This is a genomic window from Streptomyces sp. NPDC048507 (assembly GCF_043199995.1).
In the GTDB taxonomy this organism is placed as follows: Bacteria; Actinomycetota; Actinomycetes; order Streptomycetales; family Streptomycetaceae; genus Streptomyces.
The window spans coordinates 272295-297117 of the sequence record NZ_JBICWZ010000008.1 but is presented as its reverse complement, the minus strand read 5'-3'; the positions used below and the strand labels follow the sequence as shown (position 1 = coordinate 297117).

Sequence of the window (24823 nt, the reverse complement as noted above, 5' to 3'; positions counted from 1 at the left end):
GCCGGGCATCCTTGTCCGCATGAGTGACTGGGACGGCCGCAACGGCGAGCGCGACGCGCGCGGCCGTCGCGATGACGGGTACGGGCGCGGCAGCGGGCAGCCGCAGCCGGAGGGCGCGCAGCGGATGCGCCACGTCCAGCGGCAGCCGCAGCAGCCGCCGCAGCGCCCGGCCCGGCCGCCGGTCCCCCCGCAGGCGCCGCCGCCCGGCAGGCGGCCCGCGCCCGGGGTGCCGCCGCAGCAGGCACAGGGCCCGGACGCGTCGTACGACAGCGGCTACAACACCGGCCAGGTCTACGGCCGGCCCCAGGGTCCCGGCGGCGGCGCTCCCGCCGGACCGGGCCGCCCCGGACGTCCCGGCGGGCCGGGCGGGCCCGGACGTCCCGGCGGCGGTCCGGCTCCGGACTGGCGCAAGCGGATCAAGGTCGGCTCGATCGTCCTGGTCTCCGTCCTCGTCGTCACCGGCGTCGGCACCTACTTCTGGGCGGACTCCAAGGTGCGCCGCGAGGTGGACCTCTCCAAGGTGATCGAGCGCCCGAAGGAAGGCGACTGCACCACGTACCTGATCGTCGGCTCCGACAGCCGCGAGGGCATGTCCGACGAGGAGAAGAAGAAGCTCCACACGGGCTCCGCCGAGGGCAAGCGCACCGACTCGATGATGGTCCTGGCCAAGTGCTCCAGCGGGAACACCATGATCTCGCTGCCGCGCGACTCGGACGTGGAGATCCCCTCCTTCGTCGGCTCGCAGTCGGGCAAGAAGTTCCCGGCGCAGGGCCGGCGGGTCAAGCTCAACGCGGCGTACGCGGAGGACGGTCCGGAACTGCTCGTGCGGACGATCGAGTTCAACACCGGGCTGCACATCGACCACTACGCCGAGATCGGTTTCGCCGGTTTCGCGAACATTGTCGACGCGTTGGGCGGTGTGGAGCTCGACATCGAACAGGGCTTCAAGGACGAGAAGTCGGGCGCCGACTTCAAGGCGGGCCGTCAGACCCTCAACGGCGAACAGTCGCTGGCCTTCGTCCGGACCCGGTACGCCTTCGCGGAGTCGGACCTCCAGCGGACGAAGAACCAGCAGAAGTTCCTGTCGGCGCTGGCGAGCCAGGCCGCCACGCCGGGCACGGTCCTCAACCCCTTCGCCCTCTATCCGGTGATGGGCGCGGGCCTGGACACCCTGGTCGTCGACAAGGACATGGGACTGTGGGACCTCGGCCAGATGTTCTTCGCGATGAAGGGCATCACGGGAGGCGACGGCGTGTCGATGAACATGCCCATCTCCGGTCAGCGCGGCGGCAACCTGGTCTGGGACAAGGCGAAGGTGCAGCAGCTGGTCAAGCAGATCCAGAACGACGAGAAGGTCACCGTCCGGGGCCAGTGAACCGGCCGTCGGCGGCTCAACGGGGTCGGGAACGGCGTGAGATAACGCACCCGCTCGCGGGAGTGCATGGACATGCGCGTGAATTCCTCGTAAGACTGTGGTGTTCTGATGCGTCGGGGAAGTTCTCGGAGCGGCCGCCCGGCCAGCACGCCTGTCGAGCTTCCACGGGCCCCGCTGTCCCCGCCGCCCGCCTGCTCTGGAGCGTCGATGTCCCTGCCCCCGTTCCCGCCCCTCCTGGGCGACCGACAGCGGGACGCCTCTCAGTCCGCGCTACGGCCACCGCTGCCGACGCCGCGCGATGCCGCGACGCCGTCCGCGGCGCCGGCCCCCAGGCCGCCGCGGCTGTGGGTGCTCGACGGCCTGCGCATCGTCGCGGCCGTGATGGTGGTGTGCCACCACTACATGCGGGACGCGTTCTGGGGCGGGGACGCCTCCCAGCCGTTCGGCTGGCTGGGCACCGCGAGCCGGTACGGCTGGCTCGGCGTCGAGCTGTTCTTCATGATCAGCGGCTTCGTCATCTGCATGTCCGCCTGGGGCCGCTCCCTGGGTTCGTACCTGCGCAGCCGGGTGATCCGCCTCGGGCCCGCGTACTGGTTCTGCGCGCTGCTCACCGGGGCCGTCCTCACCGTGCAGGCCAAGGCCTTCGACACGACCGCGCCCACGCTGAGCCAGATCCTCACCAATCTGACGATGGTGCAGACCCCGCTCAGGGTCGACCCGCTCGACCCCTCGTACTGGACCCTGTGGGCCGAGGCGCGCTTCTACCTCATCTTCGCGATCGTCGCGTGGTCCGGCCTGACGTACCGCAAGGTCCTCAACTTCTGCTGGATCTGGACCGTCGCGGCCCTGCTCGGGCCGACCTCCGGACTGCCCCTCCTGGACATCGTCGCCGACTCCGTCTACGCACCGCTGTTCATCTCCGGCATCTGCTTCTACCTGATCCGCCGGTACGGTCCACGGGCCGGCGAGCCCTGGGTGCTCCTGGCCTTCTCCTGGCTCCTGATGCAGCGGTACCTCGTCGACATCGTCGGCTGGAACACCGTTGCCGGCGACAAGCTCTCCTGGAGCGTCTGCCTCGCCGTCGTGACGGGCTGCTACGCGATCATGGCGGCCGTGGCGCTGGGCTGGCTGGACCGGATCACCTGGCGGTGGCTGTCGACCGCCGGTGCCATCTCGTACCCGCTGTACCTGCTGCACCAGCAGATCGGCGTCACGCTGCTGCCCCGCCTGACGGACGATCTCGGCCCCTGGCAGCTGGTGTCCCTGCTCGTCGGCGGGATGGTCCTGACCTCGTGGCTGATCCACCGGTTCGTGGAACGGCCCGCCTCGCGCGCGCTGAAGCGCTTCCTGGAGAACCGGCCGACCAGGCCCTGAACCCGCCCGGCCCGCACGGGACATGCGAAAGGGGCACCCCCCGCGGGGGGTGCCCCTTTCGCATGTGCACGGGTCCGTGCGCGGCGGCTACTTGCCGGCGCGGGCGCGGAGCTTCCACGGCATGGCGATGGACTCCAGCTGGACGGCCAGGTTCATCTTGGACTCGCCGACGGTGCGGTCCTCGAAGTGGATCGGGACCTCCATCACCTGGAAGTCGCGGCGCAGGGCCTTGAACTTCATCTCCACCTGGAAGCTGTAGCCGGCGCTGCCGATCGACGCGAGGTCGATCGCCTTCAGCGCGTCGGCGCTCCACAGGTTGAAGCCGCCCGTGATGTCGCGGACGCGGGTGCCCAGGATGGTGCTCGCGTACGCGTTCGCCCAGCGGGAGAGCAGCTTGCGGTGCGCGCCCCAGGCGTCGGAGAGGGTGCCGCCGGGCACGTAGCGGGAGCCGACGACGAGACCGGCACCGGTGGAACGGGCGACGCCCAGCATCTCGGCGATCTTGCCGGCCGGGTGGGAGCCGTCCGCGTCCATCTGGAGCACGTACTCGGCACCGTTCTCGACGGCCTTGGCCATGCCGGCCGCGTAGGCGCGGCCGAGGCCGTCCTTGGCGGTGCGGTGCAGGACGGACATGCGCGGCTTGCCGTCCTCGGTGAGGAAGCCCTCCGCGAGCTCGTCGGCGATCTTGCCGGTGCCGTCCGGGGAGGAGTCGTCGACGATCAGCAGGCGCAGGCCCGGCTGGTCCAGCCCCATGAGCAGCTCGACCATGCCCGGCAGGTTGCCCGCCTCGTTGTACGTGGGCATGACGACGGTGAGCGGCGTGTGCGCCCAGGTGTCGGGGAGCTTCGTGGTAGCGACGTCGGTCGTGCGGGGAGTCTGCTGCTCGCCTATCACAGGTTGTGCCTCACTGGAGTTGGTCACAGGGTCAGCGGTCGGAGGAGAAGCGGACGGCGGCGTCGGGCAGTTCGGCCTCGCACCACACCCGCACCCCTGCGCGAAGTTCGTTGTCGGCTCCTACGACGGCACCGTCACCGATGACCGCGCCGTTCACCACCGTGCGCGAACCCACCGAGGCGCCGGCGCCGATGAGGCTGGCGCTCACCACCGAGTCCGGGCCGAGGGTCGCACCGTCCAGGACGATCGAGCCCCGGACGACCGCGCCCGACTCGATCCGGGCGCCGGCACCCACCACCGTACCGCCCGACAGCTTGGCGCCCTCCGCCACCACCGCGCCCGGGAGGACGAGGGCCTCACCGCGCGGGCCGGGGACGGCCGGGGAGGCCACGATGCCGCGCACGAGGTCGGCGGAGGCCTGCACGAAGGACTCGGGCTTGCCCAGGTCCAGCCAGTACGTGTCCTCGGTGACGCCGTGCAGCTTGGCGCCGGAGTCGAGCAGACCGGGGAAGGTCTCGCGCTCGACGGAAACCGATCGGCCGGCCGGGATGGAGTCGATGACGCTGCGGCGGAAGACGTAGCAGCCGGCGTTGATCTGGTCCGTGATGATCTCTTCGGGGGTCTGCGGCTTCTCGGTGAAGGCCAGCACCCGCCCGTCGGAGTCGGTGGGCACCAGGCCGAAGGCGCGCGGGTCTTCGACCCGCACCAGGTGCAGGGAGACGTCGGCGTCGGCCGCCTGGTGGGACTCGACCAGGCCGGCGATGTCCAGGCCGGTGAGGATGTCACCGTTGAAGACGAGGACGGGCGCGTCCGGGCCGCCGGTCAGCCGCTGCGCGGCGTTGCGGATGGCGCCGCCGGTGCCCAGGGGCTCGTCCTCGACGACGTACTCAAGGGTGATGCCGAAGTCGCTGCCGTCGCCGAAGTAGGGCTCGAAGACCTCGGCCAGGTAGCAGGTGGCCATCACGATGTGGGTGACACCGGCGGCGGCGGCCCTGGCTATCTGGTGGGCGAGGAAGGGAACTCCGGCCGCCGGAACCATCGGCTTGGGGGTGTTCACCGTCACGGGGCGCAGTCGCGTCCCCTGCCCGCCGACCAGCAGGATCGCTTCCGTCATTGTTTTCTCCCCAACCGGTTCGGGCGTACGAAGGTTCAAATTTAGCCCATCCGGGGACATGCCAAGGCCGTGGACGAGCCGGGCGGGGGGTGCTACGGCCACGTTCCGGTTACGGGCGGGCGCCCTCGCGGAGACGGGCGGATTGCGCGTACCGGACACCGCCGCGCACGGCTGTCCCCTATACAAGGGGCACGCCACGGCCAACGCCCGGCCGGTACCGGCATCACCGCTGGTCACAGCCGCGTCCCCGATCCGCCGCGCCCGCGGGGGCCGCTCGCCGCACCCCTGTTCCCCCGTACCGGACCGGGCCCGGGAGGGTGCCCCGGCCGCCGCGGTTGACGACGACTTGTTCCGAACCTGTCGGCAAGCCGTTACGAAGACGGGCTCACTCGCACCGCGGGCGGTACGGCGGCATGGCCCGGCTCCGCCTCCCGCCCCCGGGCTCCCGGGCCGGCCCGGGTCCCCACTCACCGTCACCGTCCCGCACGACGGCGGCGGCTCCCGCAGGGTGCGCAGGAGTGGGGACGGGTCGTGCGGTGGCGTCATGGACGACCGGGTCGGGCCACCCCGGCTCCCTCTGCGACCGCGACCGCGGATTCCCCCGCACTCAACGCGGGTGCGGGGGATCTCGGTCGCGGTCGGCCCTCGCCGCCAGTGGCCTACGGCAGGTTGCGGGCCATGACGATGCGCTGGACCTGGTTCGTGCCTTCGTAGATCTGAGTGATCTTCGCATCGCGCATCATGCGCTCGACCGGGTAGTCGCGCGTGTAGCCGTAGCCGCCGAGGAGTTGGACGGCGTCCGTGGTGACCTCCATGGCGACGTCGGAGGCGAAGCACTTGGCCGCGGCGCCGAAGAAGGTCAGGTCGGAGTCGACGCGCTCCGACTTGGCGGCGGCCGAGTAGGTCAGCTGGCGGGCGGCCTCGATCTTCATGGCCATGTCCGCGAGCATGAACTGCACGCCCTGGAAGTCGCCGATCGGCTTGCCGAACTGCTTGCGCTCCTGGACGTAGCCCTTGGCGTAGTCGAGGGCGCCCTGGGCGATGCCGAGGGCCTGGGCGGCGATGGTGATGCGGGTGTGGTCGAGGGTCTTCATCGCGGTGGCGAAGCCGGTGCCCTCGGCGCCGATCATGCGGTCGGCGGGGATGCGGACGTTGTCGAGGTAGACCTCGCGCGTCGGGGAGCCCTTGATGCCGAGCTTCTTCTCGGGGGCGCCGAAGGAGACGCCCTCGTCCGACTTCTCGACGACGAAGGCCGAGATGCCCTTGGAGCGCTTCTCCGGGTCGGTGACGGCCATGACCGTGTAGTAGTCGGAGACGCCCGCGTTGGTGATCCAGCGCTTGACGCCGTTGAGGACCCAGAAGTCCCCGTCGCGCACGGCGCGGGTCTTCATGCCGGCGGCGTCGGAGCCCGCGTCCGGCTCGGAGAGCGCGTACGAGAACATCGCGTCGCCCTTGGCCAGCGGGCCGAGGTACTTGGCCTTGAGCTCCTCGGACCCGGAGAGGATCACCGGGAGCGAGCCGAGCTTGTTCACGGCCGGGATGAGGGAGGAGGAGGCGCAGACGCGGGCCACCTCCTCGATCACGATGACGGTGGCGAGGGCGTCGGCGCCGGCGCCGCCGTAGGTCTCGGGCACGTGGACGGCGTGCAGGTCGCTCGCGACCAGGGCGTCGAGGGCCTCCTGCGGGAAGCGGGACTCCTCGTCGACCGCGGCCGCGAACGGCAGGATCTTCGCCTCGGCGAGCGAGCGGACCGACTCGCGGAGCATGTCGTGCTCCTCGGCCGGGCGGTACAGGTCGAAGTCGGCAGAACCCGCCAAGATCTCTCACTCCCCAAGGTGACGCGTCCCGCTGATGCGCGATGCGCGATGCTAACTACCGTTAAGTAACCCAAATCTTAGTGTCCGGTCACCGGGCAGCGATATGTACCGCGCACGTGAGCTGCGTGACAGCCCGGACCTCCGCCGGGGAACGTCCCCGCTCGGGGGCCCGACTATGCTCGGTGGCCGCAAACGGCCCCGCACCTCTGGAGCACCCATGGCCCCCCTCAAGATCACTGTGATCGGCACCGGCTACCTCGGCGCGACGCACGCCGCCGCGATGGCCGAGCTGGGCTTCGAGGTGCTGGGACTGGACGTGGTCCCGGAGAAGATCGAGATGCTCGCGGCGGGCCGGGTCCCCATGTACGAGCCGGGACTGGAGGAGATGCTCGCCGCGCACGTCGCCGGACTGCCGGGCTCGACGGGCCGGTTGCGCTTCACCACCTCCTTCGAGGAGGCCGGGGAGTTCGGCGACGTCCACTTCCTCTGCGTGAACACCCCGCAGAAGCACGGTGAGTACGCCTGTGACATGTCGTACGTCGACGCGGCCTTCGCCTCGCTGGCCCCGCACCTGACCCGGCCGGTGCTGGTCGTCGGCAAGTCCACCGTGCCGGTGGGCTCGGCGGCCCGGCTCGCGGCGCGGCTCGCGGAGCTGGCCCCGGCGGGCGCGGACGTGGAGCTGGCCTGGAACCCGGAGTTCCTGCGGGAGGGCTTCGCGGTGCAGGACACCCTGCACCCCGACCGGATCGTGATCGGCGTCGAGGGCGAGCGCGCCGAGAAGGTGTTGCGGGAGGTGTACGCGACGCCGCTGGCGGAGGGGACTCCGCTGGTGGTGACCGACTTCCCCACCGCCGAGCTGGTGAAGACCGCCGCGAACTCCTTCCTGGCCACCAAGATCTCCTTCATCAACGCGATGGCGGAGGTCTGCGAGGCCGCGGGCGGCGACGTGGCCAAGCTGGCGGAGGCCATCGGGCACGACGAGCGGATCGGCTCGAAGTTCCTGCGGGCCGGGATCGGCTTCGGCGGCGGCTGCCTGCCCAAGGACATCCGGGCGTTCATGGCGCGGGCCGGCGAGCTGGGCGCCGACCAGGCGCTGACCTTCCTGCGGGAGGTCGACTCCATCAACATGCGCCGCCGCGGCCACATGGTGGAGCTGGCCCGCGAGGCGGTCGGCGGCTCCTTCCTCGGCAAGCGGGTCGCCGTCCTCGGCGCCACCTTCAAGCCGGACTCGGACGACGTCCGCGACTCCCCCGCCCTGAACGTCGCCGGCCAGATCCACCTCCAGGGCGGGCAGGTCACCGTCTACGACCCCAAGGGCATGGACAACGCCCGCCGGGTCTTCCCCACCCTGGGGTACGCCGGCTCCGCGCTGGAGGCGGCCCGTGGCGCGGAGGTCGTCCTGCACCTCACCGAGTGGCGCGAGTTCCGCGACCTGGACCCGGCGGTCCTGGGCGGGGTCGTCACCGACCGCCTCGTCCTGGACGGGCGCAACGCCCTGGACCCGCAGCGGTGGCGCGCGGCGGGCTGGACGTACCGGGCGATGGGACGCCCGCACGCGTAAGGGAGTTGGGGGCCGCGGGGGGCCGCCGGGGCGGCCTTCCGTAACCCTTTTGTTGGGGCGCCGTCAAGTAAGTGGAATAAATGACTGGGTAGACTTCGCGCCGATGACCACGACCAGCAGCCCTCCGACCAACCCCACCGCATCTGCGACGGCGGCGCCCGCCACGCGTGACCGGCGGGGATCCTTCGAAGCAGCCATGCGAGGACGCGGCGCCCTTCTGGGCATCGCGGGCTTCTGGCTGGCCACCCGGGCCGCGATGCTCTGGATGCTCGTCAACGACTTCTACAGCTCGAACGTCGTACGAGTAGAGATCACCGCGACCTATCACAACTGGTACAACGTCCTCGTCACGTGGACGATGCCGCACAACGACATCATGTGGCAGTACCCGCCGGCAGCCGCGGCGATCTTCCTCTCGCCCGACCTGCTGCCGTTCCTCACCTACTTCCAGGCCTTCGTCGCCCTGACGGTGCTCTGCGACGGCGTGATCCTCGTCGGCCTCATGCGCGCCGCCCGGCGGGGCGACGGCAGCATGGCCGGCGCCGTGCTGTGGCTCGTGACGCTGCCGATGCTGATGGCGACCCCGTTCGCCCGCTACGACGTCCAGGTCACCCTGCTCGCCGTCGCCTCGCTGCTGTGCCTGCGCTACCGCCCGAAGCTCGGCGGGGTCATCGCGGGCATCGGCGCCATGGTCAAGGTGTGGCCGCTGCTCACCCTGCTCGGCACCCCGCGCGGCAAGTCGACGCGCGAGGCGTTCATCGCCGCCGCGCTGTCCTGCGTCGCGCTGCTCGCCGTCTTCGCCGCGCTCTTCCGCGACACCCTCGGCTTCCTGGGCAACCAGGGCGACCGCGGTGTGCAGGTCGAGTCCCTCGGCGGCAGCGCCCTGATGGCGGCCCGGCTCGTGCACCTGTGGCCCGGCAAGATCAACTTCCAGTACGGGGCCTTCGAGTACGTCGGCCCGTACGTCTCCAGCATCGCGCGGGCCTCGCTCGCGCTCACCGTGATCGGCTTCCTGCTGCTCCTGCTGTGGCGCGTGAAGGCCAACCGCTGGTCGACCGCGACGCCGTTCGACGCCGCGCTCTGCGCCATCATGGTGTTCACCGTCACCAGCCGCGTCATCAGCCCGCAGTACATGATCTGGCTGCTCGGCCTCGCGGCGGTGTGCCTGACGTCCCGGCACACCACCCAGCGTCCGATCGCCTGGCTGTTGGTGGCCGCCACCGCGCTCACCACGCTGATCTTCCCGGTCTGGTACGGCTCGGACATCCTGACCAACTCCACGCTCGGCACGATCCTGCTGTGCGGGCGCAACGGCATCCTGCTGTACGCGACCGTGTGGTCGGGCGTGCGGCTGTGGAAGGCCACCGTCCTGCCGAAGGGCGCCCTGGCCGCGGCGGAACCGGCCCCGGTGGCCGCGTCCCGCTAGGGAGTTCTGCGGTGCTGTGCGGCGCGGGCCGTGAACTCCGCGTCGCGCAGCACCCGCTGGGCGTTGCCCCAGGTGAGCAGGGCCAGGTCGGTCTCCGTCCAGCCCCGCTCCAGCAGTTCCGCGATGAGCTTGGGGTACCCGGAGGGGTCGGTGAGCCCGGCCGGGCGGGGGGCGCCCCCCTCGGCGCCGAAGGCGGCTCCGAGGCCGACGCCCTGGGGGCCCGCGAGGGCCCGTACGTGGTCCAGGTGGTCCGCCACCGCGTGCAGGGAGTCCCCGGTCCGGGCGGTGTCGAAGGTGACCATCGCCAGACCGTTCGCGGCCCGTAGCGCGAGCAGCACCTCGTCGGTGACGTTCCCCGGGTGCGGGTTGAGCGCCGCCGCGCCCGTGTTGGAGACGATCACCGGGGCCTTCGAGGCTCCCGCGAGCTGACGGGCCACCAACGGGGAACACCCCGTCAGGTCCAGCAGCATCGCGAGCCGGTTCACCTCCTTGACCACCTCGTGGCCGAAGGCCGTCAGGCCCTCCTCGGCCCAGGGCGCCCCGGCGGGCGCGAGGATCCGTACGCCCAGGGCGTGGAAGGCCCGCAGCGCTCCCAGCGAGCCGGTCAGCGCGCGGCCGGGCACGGGGCCGAGGAACGAGGCGATCCGGCCCCGGTTGCGGGCGTCCGCCATGTCGTCGGCGCTCAGCGCGAGGCAGAGGCCGTCGGGGTAGCGGCGCACCAGGGCGAGCCCGGCGTCGATCTGTTCGAGGGTGTCGGAGACCACCTGGTCAGGGTCCCGCGGCGTGGCACCGTCCCCGGCGGGCGCGCCGGGCGGGACGAGCAGCGACCAGAACTGGGCCCCCACGCCGCCGGCCCGCAGCCGCGGGATGTCGGTGTCCACGCCCAGGTCCGGGGTGTCGATGTCGTGGTACGGGCTCTGACGCAGGGTCCAGACGAGCGTGTTGCAGCCGTCCGCGACGGGGTGCACGGCGAGCAGTGCGGCGGCCCGGTCCAGGGCGCAGGGCGCCACCGCGGGGGCGGGTGCGTCCGGGACTCCCAGGGAGCCGGGCCCGCCGGGGAGGGCGGGGGCGGCGTGCGGGTCGTCCTGCAGGTCGGCCATGGCGTTCGCTCCGGTCTCGGCGGCAGCAGGGAGAGGCAGCGGGTGAGAGCTGTTGCCACCGTGACATGTGTGACGCGATTGCCGCCCGGCGGGTGTGGCGTTCGGGTGGCCGCCCGGGCCCCGGCCGGGGAGCGGCCCGCAGCCCCGCCCGGCGAAGCCCGCCCGGGGGCACGGACGAAGGCCCGGCCTGGGTACGGCGAAGGCCCGGCCGAAGACCGGCCGGGCCTCCTGCGCGGGATCCGGGTGGAGCCCCCGGGCGGGTGCCCGGGTGGGTCAGAGGAATGCGTTGGACGGGCCGCGGGCGGCCGAGAGGTCCCGGGACACCGCTTCGGCGTCGCGCAGCGCCCGTACCGCGTTCGACCAGGTCAGCTTGGCCAGGTCGGCGTGGGACCAGCCGCGTGCGAGCAGCTCCGCGATCAGGTTCGGATAGCCGGAGACGTCGTCCAGCCCGGCCGGGGTGAAGGCCGTGCCGTCGAAGTCGCCGCCGATGCCGATGTGGTCCACGCCCGCGACCTCGCGCATGTGGTCCAGGTGGTCGGCGACCGTGGCCGCCGTGGCGACCGGACGCGGCCGTGCCGCCTCGAAGGCGCGGTGCAGGGCCATCGCCTCGGGGCCGGTGTCCAGGTGGTGCAGGCCGTGCGCGCGCAGGTTCTCGTCGGCGGCCGCCGTCCAGGCCACCGCCGCCGGGAGGATGAACTTGGGCACGAAGGTCGCCATGGCCACGCCCCCGTTGGCGGGGAGCAGCGCGAGGACGTCGTCCGGAACGTTGCGCGGGTGGTCGCAGACCGCCAGCGCGGACGAGTGCGAGAAGATCACCGGCGCCGTCGAGACGGCAAGCGCGTCGCGCATGGTGGTCGCGGCCACGTGCGAAAGGTCCACCAGCATGCCGACGCGGTTCATCTCGCGGACGACCTCGCGGCCGAAGTCCGTGAGACCGCCGTGGCGGGGCTCGTCGGTCGCCGAGTCCGCCCAGTCGATGGTGTCGTTGTGCGTCAGGGTCATGTACCGCACGCCGAGCCGGTGCAGGGCGCGCAAGGTGGCCAGCGAGTTGTTGATGGAGTGGCCGCCCTCGGCACCCATCAGGGAGGCGATCCTGCCCTGCGCCCGCGCCGCTTCCATGTCGTCCGCCGTCAGCGCCCGCACGAGGTCGTCCGGGTAGCGCCGGATCAGCTGGCCGACCGCGTCCATCTGTTCCAGGGTGGCGCTGACCGCCTCGTCGCCCGCGAAGTCGGACCGTACGTAGACGGACCAGAACTGCGCACCGACCCCGCCGGCGCGCAGCCGGGGGATGTCGGTGTGCAGGTGCGCGGACTGGTCGGCGCCGATGTCGCGCCGGTCCAGGTCGTAGCGGACCTGGTTGCGCAGCGCCCAGGGCAGGTCGTTGTGGCCGTCGACGACCGGATGCGCGGCGAGCAGGCCGCGCGCCTCGTCCAGGCGGTCGGCCGCGCTCACTTGCCGAACCCGAACCCGAAGGACTCCGCGCCCGCGACCTTCGTCCGCAGCCGCTTGCCCTTCTCGGTGGCCTGCTCGTTCAGCTCCTGCTGGAAGTCGCGCATCCGGGCCATCAGCTCCTGGTCGTGCGCGGCCAGCATCCGTACGGCCAACAGGCCCGCGTTGCGCGCCCCGGCGACGGACACGGTGGCGACGGGAACTCCCGCGGGCATCTGGACGATCGACAGCAGCGAGTCCATGCCGTCGAGGTACTTCAGCGGCACCGGCACCCCGATGACCGGGAGCGGGGTGACCGAGGCGAGCATCCCGGGCAGGTGGGCGGCGCCGCCCGCACCCGCGATGATCGCCTTCAGTCCGCGGCCGGCGGCCTGCTCGCCGTACGCGACCATCTCGCGCGGCATCCGGTGGGCGGAGACGACGTCGACCTCGTAGCGGATCTCGAACTCGTCGAGGGCCTTGGCGGCGGCCTCCATGACGGGCCAGTCGGAGTCCGAGCCCATGACGATGCCGATGACGGGACCTGCGGAAGCGGTGCTCATGCGGTGATGGTTCCTCTGAGGTAGCCGGCAGCGTGACGTGCGCGCTCCAGCACATCGTCCAGGTCGTCGCCGTAGGTGTTGACGTGGCCGACCTTGCGGCCGTGTTTCACGTCCTTGCCGTACATGTGGATCTTCAGCTGCGGGTCGTGGGCCATGCAGTGCAGGTACGCGGCGTACATGTCGGGGTAGTCCCCGCCGAGCACGTTGGCCATGACCGTCCAGCGGGCCCGGGGGCGCGGGTCGCCCAGGGGGAGGTCCAGGACCGCGCGGACGTGGTTGGCGAACTGGGAGGTGATGGCACCGTCCTGGGTCCAGTGGCCGCTGTTGTGCGGGCGCATGGCCAGTTCGTTGACGAGGATGCGCCCGTCGGTGGTCTCGAAGAGCTCCACCGCCAGGTGGCCGGTCACGCCGAGCTCCTTGGCGATGCGCAGGGCCAGCCCCTGGGCCTCGCCCGCCAGCTCCTCGGAGAGGTTCGGGGCGGGGGCGATCACCGTGTCGCACACGCCGTCGACCTGGATGGACTCCACGACGGGGTAGGCGACGGCCTGGCCGTGCGGGGAGCGGACGATGTTCGCCGCGAGCTCGCGGACGTACTCGACCTTCTCCTCCGCGAGGACCGGGACGCCCGCCTTGAAGGGGGCGTGCGCGTCCTCGGGGGTGCGCACGAACCACACGCCCTTGCCGTCGTAGCCACCGCGCACCGTCTTGAGGATGACGGGGAAGCCCCCGACCTCCTCTGCGAAGGCCGCCGCGTCCGCCGGATCGGTCACGATCCGGTGACGGGGGCTGGGCGCGCCGATCGCGTCGAGCCGGGCGCGCATCACCCCCTTGTCCGCGGCGTGCACCAACGCGTCGGGCCCCGGCCGGACGGGGATGCCGTCCGCTTCCAGGGCCCGCAGGTGTGCGATGGGCACGTGCTCGTGGTCGAAGGTGATCACGTCACAGCCGCGCGCGAAGGCGCGGAGCGTCTCCAGGTCGCGGTAGTCGCCGATGACGACGTCGCTCACGACCTGGGCCGCCGAGTCCTGTGGGGTGTCACTGAGGATCTTGAATCTGATGCCGAGGGGGATGCCCGCCTCGTGGGTCATGCGGGCGAGCTGTCCGCCGCCGACCATGCCGACTACCGGGAACGTCACCTCTCCAGGGTATCCGCCGGTATTCCGCCATCCGGACGGGACCCTGGCGCATACCCGTGTGCCGTGCGTCGCAGGGGGCGCCAAGGCGCGTACGGAGCCCGGGGGCGACACTTAACATGACTGGGTTGACGAAATCGAGTGACGCTCCAGCGGGGGCGACGACGACGGACAGGGACTGAAGGATCACATGAGTACGCCGAAAGCAGCACCGCTGTCCGAGCGCTTCCGCGGTCTCGCCCGGGAGGCGGTCAAGTTCGGCGCGGTGGGCGGACTGGGCGTCCTGGTCAACTTCGGTGTGTTCAACCTGCTCCGGAGCACGACCGACCTCCAGACGGTGCGCGCGAACGTCATAGCCATCGTGGTGGCCATCGTCACCAACTACATCGGCTTCCGCTACTTCACCTACCGCGACCGCGACCTCGGCAGCCGCCGCCGCGAGATGATCCTCTTCATCCTGTTCAGCCTGATCGGCATGGTCATCGAGAGCGGCGTGCTCTACGTGGCCACGTACGGCTTCGGCTGGGACAGCTCGCTGCAGAACAACGTCTTCAAGTTCCTCGGCATGGCCGTGGCGACCGTCTTCCGCTTCTGGTCCTACCGGACCTGGGTCTTCCAGGCGCTGCCCACGCCCGCCGCGCACTCGCTGGTCGTCGAGCAGCGCGACGGCCACGAGGTGCCGGCCGTGGCCCTCGCCGCCGAGGCCGTGGTCCCCGTCGCGCCCGTGGTGCCCGCCGCGAAGTAGCCGCTACCGCACCGTGCGGGCCGGCTCCGGCCGGTCCGGTGCGGTCCGGCTGAGGAACAGCGCGAACACCGGCGGCTGTGCCTGGAGGAGCTCCAGGCGGCCGCCGTCCGCCTCCGCGAGGTCCCGGGCGACGGCGAGGCCGATACCGGTGGAGTTGCGGCCGCTGATGGTCCGCTCGAAGATCCGGTTGCCGAGGTCCGGGGGGACGCCGGGGCCCTCGTCCGTGACCTCCAGGACGGCCTGGTTGCCGGTCACCCGGGTGCGCAGCGCGACCGTGCCGCCCCCGTGCATCAGCGCGTTCTCCACCAGCGTCGCCAGCACCTGGGAGACCGCCCCGGGGGTGCCGACGGCCCGCATCCCGGTCTTTCCCGAGCGCACGATGGCCCGCCCGGCGCTGCGGTAGGCCGGCCGCCACTCCTCCAGCTGCTGTTTGACGACCTCGTCCAGGTCGAAGGGGACCGCCGAGCCGGTCCGCGGGTCCCGCGAGTTGGTGAGCAGCCGCTCGACCACGTCCGTGAGCCGCTCCACCTGGGTCAGGGCGATGGTCGCCTCCTCCCGTACGGTCTCCAGGTCGTCGGTGACGGTGATCTCCTCCAGCCGCATCGACAGGGCCGTCAGCGGGGTCCGCAGCTGGTGGGAGGCGTCCGCGGCGAGCCTGCGCTCGGCGGTGAGCATCCGGGCGATCCGCTCGGCGCTGGAGTCCAGTACGTCGGCGACCCGGTCGAGCTCGGGGACCCCGTAGCGCTTGTGCCGGGGGCGGGGGTCGCCCGATCCCAGCCGCTCGGCCGTCTCGGCGAGGTCGGTGAGCGGGGAGGCGAGCCGGTTGGCCTGCCGCACGGCGAGCAGGACGGCCGCCACGACCGCGAGCAGCGCCACCGCGCCGACCACGGCGAGGGTGCGCCCGACCTCCTTGGTGACGGTGGACCGGGACGCCTCCACGCTCACCGACTCGCCCTGTTCCCCGCGGGCGGTGCCCCGGATGACGCTGTCGGGGATCCGGTCGCCGACCTCGACGACCGGGCGGCCGGGGACGGTGATGCGGGCGTAGGCGCCGAGGTCGAGCTGTTCGGCGAGCGCGGAGGCGTCGACGGGTTTGTTCTCCAGTACGTCCGCCTCGACGATGCCCAGCAGTCGCAGCGCCTCGGACCCGATGCGGGCCTGGGCGCTGCTGGTGATGGTCCGGGTCTCCACGATGACGAGGGAGACCCCGAACACGGCGATGACGACGAGCACCACGGCGAGCGTGGAGTTGATCAGGCGGCGGCGCATGGTTGAGAGGATGCCCTAAAGGAGGGGCCTTGCTCCGCTCCGTCCGGTTCAGCTCTTCTCGAAGCGGAAGCCGACGCCCCGGACGGTCGCGATGTAGCGGGGGTTCGCGGCGTCGTCGCCCAGCTTCTTGCGCAGCCAGGAGATGTGCATGTCCAGGGTCTTGGTGGAGGACCACCAGGTGGTGTCCCAGACCTCGCGCATGAGCTGGTCGCGGGTGACGACGCGGCCCGCGTCGCGGACCAGGACCCGCAGCAGGTCGAACTCCTTGGCGGTGAGCTGGAGCTCCTCCTCCCCCATCCAGGCGCGGTGCGACTCGACGTCGATGCGGACGCCGTGGGTGGCGGGGGCCTGGCTGGCCTCGTTGGCGCCGCGCCGCAGCAGGGCCCGGACCCGGGCCAGCAGTTCGGCGAGACGGAAGGGCTTGGTCACGTAGTCGTCGGCGCCGGCGTCCAGGCCGACCACCGTGTCGACCTCGTCGGCCCGGGCGGTGAGGACCAGGATCGGGAAGCCGTGGCCCTCGGCGCGCAGGCGCCGGGCGACCTCCAGGCCGTCCATCCCGGGCAGTCCGAGATCCAGGACGACGAGGTCGACGCCGCCCTGCAGTCCGGCTTCCAGGGCGGTGGGGCCGTCTTCCCGGACCTCGACCTCGTAGCCCTCCCGGCGCAGGGCGCGGGCCAGGGGTTCCGAGATGGATGCGTCGTCCTCGGCGAGCAGTACACGCGTCATGTGGGTGATGGTAGTCCGCGGCGGCTCCCAGGAGGCGCGTGCCCGCAGACCCCTCTCTTCCTGGGCTTATGAACTACTAACGGCCTTCGAATATGGTGAAACGGTTCCCCGGAATCCTGTGATCCATATCTCAAGTCCTTCCATATCCCGCAGTGTCCTGTCGTATGGTGGCGAGACGCCTGATGCACTACCCAGGGGATCTTTGTGCCGAAAAGCGAGCCAAGGACCTCAAATTCTGCTCTGGTCGGTTTCAACCGGCCCAGATGACAGTGAATGACCTGTGGGCCGGGCCCCGAACGCGAAGGTGCGTTCGGGGCGTGGATCCCGGTGACTGCTGTTCCTTCGTCTCCCGATCGGAGCCGAGACCCCCGGGCGTGGGGTGGGACACCCGTCTGCCGGTGCCGGCCACCCCCCACCGGGCGCTGAACAGCTCACGAAGCCGAGCGTCCCGAGCAAGCAAGGATCGACCATGGCTTCCAGCCTGACGAAGGAACCGGCGGTTCCGTCCGCCGAGAAGACCTTCTTCGGACACCCCCGTGGCCTGGCCACTCTGTTCATGACCGAGATGTGGGAGCGCTTCAGCTTCTACGGCATGAAGGCCCTCCTCCTCGTCTACCTGCTCTCGGGCGGCCCGGACGCGAAGAAGGGCAGCCTGGCCGGCGGCATCGGGATGGACGAGGGCACGGCGATCACCGTGTTCTCCATCTACGTGTCCATGGTCTACCTGCTCGCCATGCCCGGCGGGTGGCTGGGCGACCGCGTGTGGGGTCCCCGCAAGACCGTGACGATCGCGGCCGTGACGATCATGTGCGGCCACATCGTCCTCGCCCTCCCGGGCGGCGCGACCTTCTTCGTCGGCCTCGCCCTGGTGGCGATCGGCTCGGGTCTGCTGAAGGCCAACATCTCGACGATGGTCGGCCAGCTGTACAAGGACGCGAACGACCCGCGTCGTGACGGCGGCTTCACGATCTTCTACATGGGCATCAACGCCGGTGCCTTCTTCGCCCCGCTGGCCATCGGCACGGTCGGCCAGAAGGTCAACTGGCACCTCGGCTTCGCGATGGCCGCCGTCGGCATGGGCATCGGCCTGGTCGCCTTCCTGCTGGGCACCAAGAACCTGAACCCGATCAGCTCGGTCGTCCCGAAGCCGCTGTCGGCCGAGGAGCGCACCTCCTGGATCCGCAAGATCGCCCTCGTCGTGGCGGTCGTGGCCGTGTTCTACACCGCCGTCGGCATGGCCGGCATGTTCACCAAGGCCTGGGCGACGATCCCGCTGACCCTCATCGGTCTGATCGTCCCGACCTTCGTCCTGATCCGCATCAAGCGGGACAAGGACCTCGACCGCGGCGAGCAGTCGAAGATGACCGGCTACATCTGGTTCTTCGCCGCCGCCGCCGTCTTCTGGATGATCTACGACCAGGGCGCCTCGACCGTCCAGTCCTTCGGCGAGACCAAGGCCTCGGGCGCGCTGCTCGGCTTCGAGTTCCCCTCGTCCTGGTACCAGTCGCTGAACCCGATCTTCATCATGGCGCTGGCCCCGGTCTTCGCCTGGATCTGGCTGTGGCTCAACCGCAAGAGCAAGGAACCCTCGACGGTCGGCAAGTTCGCCGCGGGCCTGTTCCTCGTCGGCGTCTCCTTCTTCTTCTTCCTGATCCCGATCGCCCTCGCGGCGAACGGCCAGGAGGTCAGCCCGATGTGGCTGGTCGGGATCTACCTGATCCAGACGGTCGGCGAGCTGTGCCTCTCCCCGGTCGGCCTCTCGGTCACCACGAAGATGGCGCCCGCCAAGTACGCCTCCCAGATGATGGGCGTCTGGTTCCTGGCGGTCACCGCCGGTGACTCCATCACCAGCCTGCTGTCCGACCCGGCCGTGTTCGGCATCGACCTCAACGGCACGGGTGCCGTCGCGATCGAGGCCACCCTGGCCTGCCTGGCGGCCGTCTCGGTCTTCATGTACCGCAAGAAGGTCAAGTCGCTCATGGGCGACGTGCGCTGACGCACCGCCCCGCACGGGGAACGGCCCGGCACACCGCGAGGTGTGCCGGGCCGTTCCTTTTGCCCGCGCGGTGCGCATGGCCGAAAAACACACCGGTATTGCGGCCGGAATCAGGCGCCCATCAGGCGCCCTTCACCTCTGCGGAAAATCCGACGAGGAACGACTTGAATCCGCACCCGACCTTCGCGTGCGATCCGGTGGGCGTCCACTTGCCGTGATAGGTCCGGCGCACGACGTGCTCGCGCGCGCCCTGGACCGTGTCGCAGATGATGACCGCGCGGTGCGCGGCGCCCGAGGGGAAGCGTCCCGTGCAGCGCGAGGTGACGTTCGGACGGCCCAGCCGGTCCAGGTCCGCGGTGGCCTTGCAGCCGCCGCCGAGGCCGCCCGCGGGCGCCGCGGAGGCGGCCGGAGCGGCGAACGCGGCCAGGGCGGCCAGGGCGGCCACCACGGCCGCAAGGCTGTTGGATTTCATCGATGACGCCCGCTTCCGAATGAGGGAAGAAAAGGCGAAACATAGCGGCGGCCCGGACCGGGCCGCGAACACCCTCCGGCATTTCCGAATTGGTGTGGTGATACCACCGGCATCACCGGTGATGCCGGAAAGAAAAGGAAAGCGCGCACCCCGTCGAGCGACGGGGTGCGCGCCTTTCTTTCACCGGGTGCCGTTCCCGGGTCTTCCGCCGCCTAGCGGTTGCCGCGCAGGCGGCGCCAGGGGGTGAAGGTGAAGACCGCCGCGCCGAGCAGGATCACGGTGCCGGCGACGAGGGCGAGGGCCTTGACGCCGCCCGCGTCCTCGGCGCCGGTCTCGGCGAGGCCGCCCGAGGCGGCGCTGCCGCCGGAGGTGCCGGACGTGGTCGAACCGGTGGCGCCGCCCGGCTGGGCGGCGGTGTCCAGCTCCAGCGAGACGCCACTGCTGGCCGCCTTGCAGGGCACGTTGATCGGCGTGGATCCGGGGGCCATCGTGACGTCGATCGTCAGCTGGTCGGGGCTCAGCGTCACCTTGCCCGACTTGCCGGGCTTGTAGGTGCCGCTCATGTCGCTCAAGCTGACCGGCGCCTTGTCCGGGATCGGCTCCGCGTTGGCCGGGCCGGTGACCTTCACCGAGCCGCTGTCGGCACCGCCGAGCTTGATGTCCATCGAGGGCTTGAGCGCCCCGGCGGGCAGGGCCATGGGCGCGGCCATCGCCCCCTTGGCGGTCTTGACGGTGAGGTCGAAGTTCCCGCCGTTCTTCTTGGCGCTGATGGTGACCGGGGTCTTGATGCCGCCGGGGACCACCGCGCCGCAGTCGTACGCGACCTCGACGGCCTTGCCCGGGAAGTCGGTCTGCCCGCCGCTGCCGCCGGTGGTGGAGCCCGCGGTCGACCCGGCCGTGGAACCCGCCGTCGACCCGGCCGTGGAGCCGGCCGTGGAGCCGGCGGTGGAACCCGCCGTGGAGCCGGCCGTCGACCCGGCCGTGGAGCCCGCCGTGGAGCCCGCCGTCGTGCCGCCGGTGGAGCCTTCGGAGACGTCGATGGTGGCTCCGCCGGTCACGGCGCCGACCGGGGCGCACTTGGTGACGAAGGTGCCGAACGGGAAGGAGACGGCGACCTCGTAGCGGCCGGGCGTCAGGGTGACCTTCCCCGCCTTCGTCAGCTTGAGCTTGCCCTTCATGGTCGACATGACCATGGGGGCCTTCTTCGGGATCTCCGGGTTCTTCTTCTCCCCGACGACCTTCAGCTCACCCCCCGGCCCGCCGCCGACCGTGAACCAGCCGGTGGGCACCACGGCGTCCTTCGGGATGACCATGAGGTCGGTGTTGTTGGAGGCGGGCTTGACCGTCTCCCACGACACGTCGACCTCGTCGCCCACCTTGGCCGTGGCCGGGGCCGTGATCTTGGCGGTGGTCTCGCCCTCCACCGGGTCGCCGCCGCCGGCCGGCGGTACGCACTTGACCTTGAACGTGGCGTCGGCGGCCTGGGCGGGCGATGCCGCCATGGCGATTCCCGCGCCGCTGAGCAGCAGCGCAACCACGGCCGCGCTCACCCTCCGTTGGGTCTTCACGAGTGTCCCTTCGTCGTCGGACTGGTGTCCTCGGTCGGTGCGGATGTCTGTGGGGCGGCCGGGTCCGGGCCGGGGGCCGGGTCCGGGGTGAACCAGGGCAGGACCGCCGCCCCGGGCGCGGGCCCGGGCCGCGGCGGTACGGGTCCCCGCGCGTCGGCGATCCGCGGCAGCCGGGCCGTCACCGCCGAGGCGGCGTGCCGCCGTCCCGCGCCGGGGGCCGCGGCGCGCGGGCGGACCCGGTCGACGACGGCCATGCCCACCCGGAAGAGGGCGGTCGGGATCACCACCAGGAGCAGGCCCCAGAACAGCAGCACCCCGTACGGGCGGTCCACGCCCCAGGGCTGGCCGGCCAGGACCGTGTCCCCGTACTTGAGGGAGACGGTGTAGTCGCCGTGGGCGCCGGCCGGGAGTTCCACGTCCAGGGCGATCTCGGCCTTGCCGCCGGGCGGGATGGTGCCCTTCCAGCGGGCCTCCTCCCACTGCGGGGCGAAGACCCCGTGGGCGGTGCCGAGCTGGAAGACGGGGTCCTTGACGGGCGCCGAGCCGAGGTTGCCGACCGTGGCCGTGAACTTCCGGCCGGGCGGGGCCCCGAACCAGGTGAGCACTCCGTCGTCGCCGCGCAGGCGCACCCCGGTGAGCAGGGCGAGGCGGGCGGTGCCGGATTCCGCGGGCAGCGCGGCCACCGGATGGTCGGTGATCTTCAGCGGGACGGCGACGGTGGACTGGTCCCCGTTGACCGAGGTCACGTTCACCACGCAGGGGCACGGCTTGGGGGGTGCCACGACCGGCAGCCGGGCGCCGAAGTGCCCGTCCTCGCCGACCGCGACGGCCACTCCGTCGGCGTTGGCGCAGCTGTTGGTGCCGCCGATCATGTTCTGGCCGCAGACCAGCAGCATCACCATGGTCCTGGCCCGCCAGCCGGTGCCCCCGACGCTGAGCTCGGTGCCCTTGGCCGCCTCGGAGAGGGACAGGGTCACGGCCGGCTTGCCGGTGTCGGCGGCGGCCGGGGCGGGCGGCGGGAGCAGAACCAGGGCGAGGGCCGCCAGGAGGGCCGCGACTCGGCCGCGGATGCCGTTCACCTGGGTGCTCCCGTCAGCTCGGATGCGGATGCGGATGCGGATACGGATACGGATACGGGGCCGTCGTGCGCCCGCTCCGGAGCGCCGCCCGGTGGCGGCCCGCCGGCCCGGCGGCGGGCGGCCCTGCGGCGGGAGCGCAGCAGCACGGCGGCCCCGGCGGCGGCGCCGAGGGCGAGCAGACCCGCGCCGGTCCGGGCGGCGGCGCCCCCGGGCAGGAACCAGGCCGTGGTGTGCGCGGTGGCGGGGGCCGCGCCCGGGGCGGTGACCGTGAGGGTGAAGGCCACCCGGTCCAGGGCGGGCGCGCCGGGCCAGGGCTCGGTCAGCCGGACCCGCTGGCCGGGCAGCAGCTCGACCGGCAGGACGCGGGCGGCGCGGCCGGGGAGGGCGCCGAAGCGGCCCTCGGCCCGGAGCTCCAGCCCGGGGGTGAGGGCGACGTTGCCCCGGTTGACGAGGGTGTAGGCGACGGCGGCGGCCGCGCCCCGGCCGCGTACGGAGACGTCCTCGACGGTGAGCGCGGCGAGCGCCGGGCCGCCGACCCGCAGGTGGACCCGTACGGCCGCCTCGTGTCCGGACTCCGCGGCGACGACGGCGGCCGGGTGGTCCCCGGGCTGCGCGCCGGGCGGCACGGTGACGGTGAAGGGGATCACGGCGCGGGTGCGGGCCGGGACGGTGACGGTGGCGGAGCCGCCGAAGCTGATCCAGGACCCGGCGTCGGCGGTCCGGCCGGCCGGGCGGACCGCGAGGGCGCCGTCGGGGGTGTTGTAGGCGTCGGCGCCGCGCAGGGTCAGCACCCTTTCCCGGTCCGCGGTGTTGGTCAGGGCCACCCGGTCCTCCAGTACGGCTCCGGCGGGGCCCGCGAGGTAGAAGTACGGGCGCGGGGTGCCGGGCCGCCCGGCGGCCGGCCCGGCACTCCAGCCGGGCTCGTCGGCGGCCGCGGCCGCCGTCGGAGCGCCGTGGAGGGCGGCGGCGGCCAGGAGCACGGCGCCGAGCCGCTGGAGGGTGTGGAGCACGCGCATGGACGGGGCGTCTCCGTTCAGGGCCGGCTCTGCTGGGTCCGGCGGCCGCGCCGGGTCAGCCAGAGGGTTCCGGCGGCGCCGGAGAGCAGCACGGTGGCACCGAGGGTGCCGAGGGCGAGCGCGGAATCGGCGGGGCCGGTCTGCGGCAGGGTGTCGCCGCCCGCGGCGTTGCCGGGCGGCGGGGCGGCGCCGCCGCCGGCCGCGGTGACCTCCAGCTCCAGGGAGGGCTTGGGGCTGTTGCCGGGGGTGCAGGTGGTGGTGGTCCCCATGGCCTTGATGGTGAGGACCCCGGCGGTGAAGGTGACCTTGCCGCTCTGCTTCGGGGTGTAGGTGCCCGACAGGTCGGTGATCTTGATGGGGGTGTTGGCGGGTACCGCTTCGGAGTTGGGCGGGCCCGAGACCGGGACCGACGCCTTCTCCGCGCCGTCGGCCTGGATGACGGCGCTGGGGGTCATCGCGCCCTTGCCCAGTTCGATGGGGCTGGAGGAGACGCCCTTCTGGAAGGACATCGTCAGCTTGTAGCCGTCGCCCTCCTTGACGGCCTTGATGTCGATGGGCGAGACCGCCGACTTGTCCCCGATGGGGGTCTGGCACTTGTACTCGACGTCGACGACGTCGGCGTGGGCCGCGGGGGCGGCGAACAGGACCGCCGATCCGGCCACTGCGGAGGCCAGCGCGAGCGCGGTGGAACGTTTCCGGTCGGACACCTTCGTCTTCCCCTCGGGCCACAAGTTACTGACGACACATCAGATTGGTGGCTCAAGGTACGCCCGGGACCTTACGGAGGGAAGACAAAGGACGGCCCGGATCAACGGCCCGCCGGACGGGCCGTTTCACGCCCTTTCGGGCCGGTTCGTACGCCGTGCGGGGCGGCGGCGTGAGCGGCGCGCGGGGCGGCGCGCGGGGCGGCGCGCGCAGTGTCAGACGGCGCGCACCCCGCGCTGCCAGACCGCCGAGACGAGCGGGACGCCGGGCCGGTAGGCGAGGTGGACGTGGCTCGGCGCGTCCAGCAGCGCCAGGTCGGCGCGGGCGCCGGGGACGACGCGGCCCACGTCGGTGCGGCGCAGCGCGGCGGCGCCGCCCGCGGTGGCCGACCACAGGGCCTCGTCGGGGGTCATGCGCATGTCCCGGACGGCGAGGGCGACGCAGAACGGCATGGAGCTGGTGTAGGAGGAGCCGGGGTTGCAGTCGGTGGACAGCGCGACGGTGGCGCCCGCGTCGATCAGCCGCCGGGCGTCGGGCCACCGGGCGCGGGTGGAGAACTCCGCGCCGGGCAGGAGCGTGGCCACGGTGGTGTCCGCCGCCTGGGCCAGGGCGTCGACGTCGGCGTCGGTGAGGTGGGTGCAGTGGTCGGCGGAGGCGGCCGCCAGCTCCACGGCGAGCTGCACGCCGGGGCCGTGGGAGAGCTGGTTGGCGTGGATCCGGGGGATCAGTCCGGCGGCGGCGCCGGCGGTGAGGATGGCGCGGGCCTGGTCCCCGTCGAAGGCGCCCTTCTCGCAGAAGACGTCCACCCAGCGGGCGTACGGGGCGCAGGCGGTCAGCATCTCGCCGGTGACGAGGTCCACGTAGCCGGCCGGGTCGTCGGCGTAGTCGGGGGAGACGATGTGCGCGCCGAGGTAGGTGACCTCCTCGGTGTGTGCGGCGGCGATGCGCAGGGCGCGGGCCTCGTCGGCGACGGTGAGCCCGTACCCGGACTTGGTCTCGAAGGTGGTGGTGCCCTGCCGGCGGGCCTCGTCGAGGTGGCGCACCAAGGTGGCCTCCAGCTCCTCGTCGGTGGCGGCGCGGGTGGCGGCGACGGTGGTGCGGATGCCTCCGGCGGAGTAGGCGCGTCCGGACATCCGGGCGTTGAACTCGGCGGTGCGGTCGCCGGCGAAGACGAGGTGTGAGTGGGAGTCGACGAATCCGGGGATGACGGCGCGGCCGGCGGCGTCGACCGCGGAGTCGGCGGCCGGGGCCGCGGCGGCGGGGCCGACCCAGGCGATCGTCTCGCCGTCGATGACGACGGCGGCGTCCTCGATCAGGCCGAGCGGCGAGCCGTCCCCGAGGGCGGGGTCGTTGGTGACGAGGCTGCCGATGTGGGTGATGACGGTGGTGGACATGCGTTCCTCTCAGGGCGGTTCCGCCCCGCCGGCCCCAGTGCTGCGAAGGGGCGGGGCGGGGCGGGAAC

21 protein-coding genes are annotated in these 24823 nt (G+C 72.1%); 6 read left to right on the top strand and 15 right to left on the bottom strand.

All coding sequences use genetic code 11. The features are described 5' to 3' along the window. Positions 1 to 19 precede the first annotated feature (19 nt). Positions 20 to 1375: an LCP family protein gene (locus tag ACGFXC_RS23785; protein ID WP_393715829.1), complete on the top strand. Its 1356-nt coding sequence runs from the start codon at positions 20 to 22 to the stop codon at positions 1373 to 1375. 207 nt (positions 1376 to 1582) lie between these two features. After that, a complete protein-coding gene (locus ACGFXC_RS23780; RefSeq protein WP_393715827.1) occupies positions 1583 to 2749 on the top strand; it encodes an acyltransferase family protein in 1167 nt (388 codons plus the stop codon). A gap of 87 nt (positions 2750 to 2836) precedes the next feature. Here ACGFXC_RS23780 and ACGFXC_RS23775 read toward each other — a convergent pair whose 3' ends face one another. The 3 genes from ACGFXC_RS23775 to ACGFXC_RS23765 all read right to left on the bottom strand — a co-directional run bounded on the left by ACGFXC_RS23775 (position 2837) and on the right by ACGFXC_RS23765 (position 6574). Beyond that, positions 2837 to 3553, bottom strand: coding sequence for a polyprenol monophosphomannose synthase (locus tag ACGFXC_RS23775; protein WP_393715901.1), 717 nt, complete (start codon positions 3551 to 3553; stop codon positions 2837 to 2839). Positions 3554 to 3674: 121 nt separating this feature from the next. Continuing rightward, a complete protein-coding gene (locus ACGFXC_RS23770) occupies positions 3675 to 4757 on the bottom strand; it encodes a sugar phosphate nucleotidyltransferase (RefSeq protein ID WP_393715825.1) in 1083 nt (360 codons plus the stop codon). 659 nt (positions 4758 to 5416) lie between these two features. Continuing rightward, complete coding sequence (locus tag ACGFXC_RS23765) at positions 5417 to 6574, bottom strand: acyl-CoA dehydrogenase (protein WP_393715823.1); 1158 nt, start codon at positions 6572 to 6574, stop codon at positions 5417 to 5419. Between the two features lie 217 nt (positions 6575 to 6791). Here ACGFXC_RS23765 and ACGFXC_RS23760 point away from each other — a divergent pair, with 217 nt between their 5' ends. Both ACGFXC_RS23760 and ACGFXC_RS23755 read left to right on the top strand, forming a co-directional pair. Beyond that, positions 6792 to 8135: a UDP-glucose dehydrogenase family protein gene (locus tag ACGFXC_RS23760; protein ID WP_393715821.1), complete on the top strand. Its 1344-nt coding sequence runs from the start codon at positions 6792 to 6794 to the stop codon at positions 8133 to 8135. Between the two features lie 103 nt (positions 8136 to 8238). Continuing rightward, a complete protein-coding gene (locus tag ACGFXC_RS23755) occupies positions 8239 to 9561 on the top strand; it encodes a glycosyltransferase 87 family protein (RefSeq protein WP_393715819.1) in 1323 nt (440 codons plus the stop codon). Here the strand turns inward: ACGFXC_RS23755 and ACGFXC_RS23750 are convergent. The 4 genes from ACGFXC_RS23750 to ACGFXC_RS23735 form a co-directional block, all read right to left on the bottom strand. After that, positions 9558 to 10661, bottom strand: a complete 1104-nt coding sequence (locus tag ACGFXC_RS23750; protein WP_393715817.1) for a membrane dipeptidase — start codon at positions 10659 to 10661, stop codon at positions 9558 to 9560. The genes ACGFXC_RS23755 and ACGFXC_RS23750 overlap by 4 nt on opposite strands. 273 nt (positions 10662 to 10934) lie before the next feature. Beyond that, entirely contained in the window at positions 10935 to 12113 is a 1179-nt protein-coding gene (locus tag ACGFXC_RS23745; protein WP_393715815.1) for a dipeptidase, read from the bottom strand. Continuing rightward, positions 12110 to 12652 (bottom strand): 5-(carboxyamino)imidazole ribonucleotide mutase, encoded by a 543-nt coding sequence (purE, locus tag ACGFXC_RS23740; RefSeq protein WP_393715813.1) that lies wholly within the window; start codon positions 12650 to 12652, stop codon positions 12110 to 12112. The genes ACGFXC_RS23745 and purE overlap by 4 nt, the downstream gene beginning before the upstream one ends. Next, on the bottom strand, positions 12649 to 13788 hold the full coding sequence (locus ACGFXC_RS23735; protein ID WP_393715811.1) for a 5-(carboxyamino)imidazole ribonucleotide synthase: 1140 nt from the start codon (positions 13786 to 13788) through the stop codon (positions 12649 to 12651). Before ACGFXC_RS23735 ends, purE begins: the two co-directional genes overlap by 4 nt. A gap of 187 nt (positions 13789 to 13975) precedes the next feature. On the opposite strand from ACGFXC_RS23735, the gene ACGFXC_RS23730 reads away from it, so the two are divergent. Beyond that, positions 13976 to 14530, top strand: coding sequence for a GtrA family protein (locus ACGFXC_RS23730; RefSeq protein WP_393715809.1), 555 nt, complete (start codon positions 13976 to 13978; stop codon positions 14528 to 14530). Between the two features lie 3 nt (positions 14531 to 14533). On the opposite strand, the gene ACGFXC_RS23725 is transcribed toward ACGFXC_RS23730, so the two are convergent. Beyond that, positions 14534 to 15799, bottom strand: coding sequence for an ATP-binding protein (locus tag ACGFXC_RS23725; protein ID WP_393715807.1), 1266 nt, complete (start codon positions 15797 to 15799; stop codon positions 14534 to 14536). A gap of 48 nt (positions 15800 to 15847) precedes the next feature. Continuing rightward, a complete protein-coding gene (locus ACGFXC_RS23720) occupies positions 15848 to 16525 on the bottom strand; it encodes a response regulator transcription factor (protein ID WP_393715805.1) in 678 nt (225 codons plus the stop codon). A 469-nt stretch (positions 16526 to 16994) separates the two neighbouring features. Between ACGFXC_RS23720 and ACGFXC_RS23715 the strand changes: the two genes are divergently transcribed. Beyond that, positions 16995 to 18521 carry a peptide MFS transporter gene (locus tag ACGFXC_RS23715; protein WP_393715803.1) on the top strand — a complete coding sequence of 509 codons (1527 nt, stop codon included), beginning with the start codon at positions 16995 to 16997 and terminating at the stop codon, positions 18519 to 18521. 121 nt (positions 18522 to 18642) lie between these two features. On the opposite strand, the gene ACGFXC_RS23710 is transcribed toward ACGFXC_RS23715, so the two are convergent. The 6 genes from ACGFXC_RS23710 to hutI form a co-directional block, all read right to left on the bottom strand. Beyond that, positions 18643 to 18993, bottom strand: a complete 351-nt coding sequence (locus tag ACGFXC_RS23710) for a hypothetical protein (RefSeq protein WP_393715801.1) — start codon at positions 18991 to 18993, stop codon at positions 18643 to 18645. 212 nt (positions 18994 to 19205) lie between these two features. Further along, positions 19206 to 20561 carry a hypothetical protein gene (locus ACGFXC_RS23705; protein ID WP_393715799.1) on the bottom strand — a complete coding sequence of 452 codons (1356 nt, stop codon included), beginning with the start codon at positions 20559 to 20561 and terminating at the stop codon, positions 19206 to 19208. Continuing rightward, positions 20558 to 21631 (bottom strand): hypothetical protein, encoded by a 1074-nt coding sequence (locus tag ACGFXC_RS23700; protein ID WP_393715900.1) that lies wholly within the window; start codon positions 21629 to 21631, stop codon positions 20558 to 20560. Before ACGFXC_RS23700 ends, ACGFXC_RS23705 begins: the two co-directional genes overlap by 4 nt. Positions 21632 to 21636: 5 nt before the next feature. After that, on the bottom strand, positions 21637 to 22656 hold the full coding sequence (locus tag ACGFXC_RS23695; protein WP_393715797.1) for a hypothetical protein: 1020 nt from the start codon (positions 22654 to 22656) through the stop codon (positions 21637 to 21639). Positions 22657 to 22673: 17 nt separating this feature from the next. Then, on the bottom strand, positions 22674 to 23363 hold the full coding sequence (locus tag ACGFXC_RS23690; RefSeq protein WP_393715795.1) for an LPXTG cell wall anchor domain-containing protein: 690 nt from the start codon (positions 23361 to 23363) through the stop codon (positions 22674 to 22676). Positions 23364 to 23576: 213 nt separating this feature from the next. Continuing rightward, a complete protein-coding gene (gene hutI / locus ACGFXC_RS23685; protein ID WP_393715793.1) occupies positions 23577 to 24755 on the bottom strand; it encodes an imidazolonepropionase in 1179 nt (392 codons plus the stop codon). Positions 24756 to 24823 lie beyond the last annotated feature (68 nt).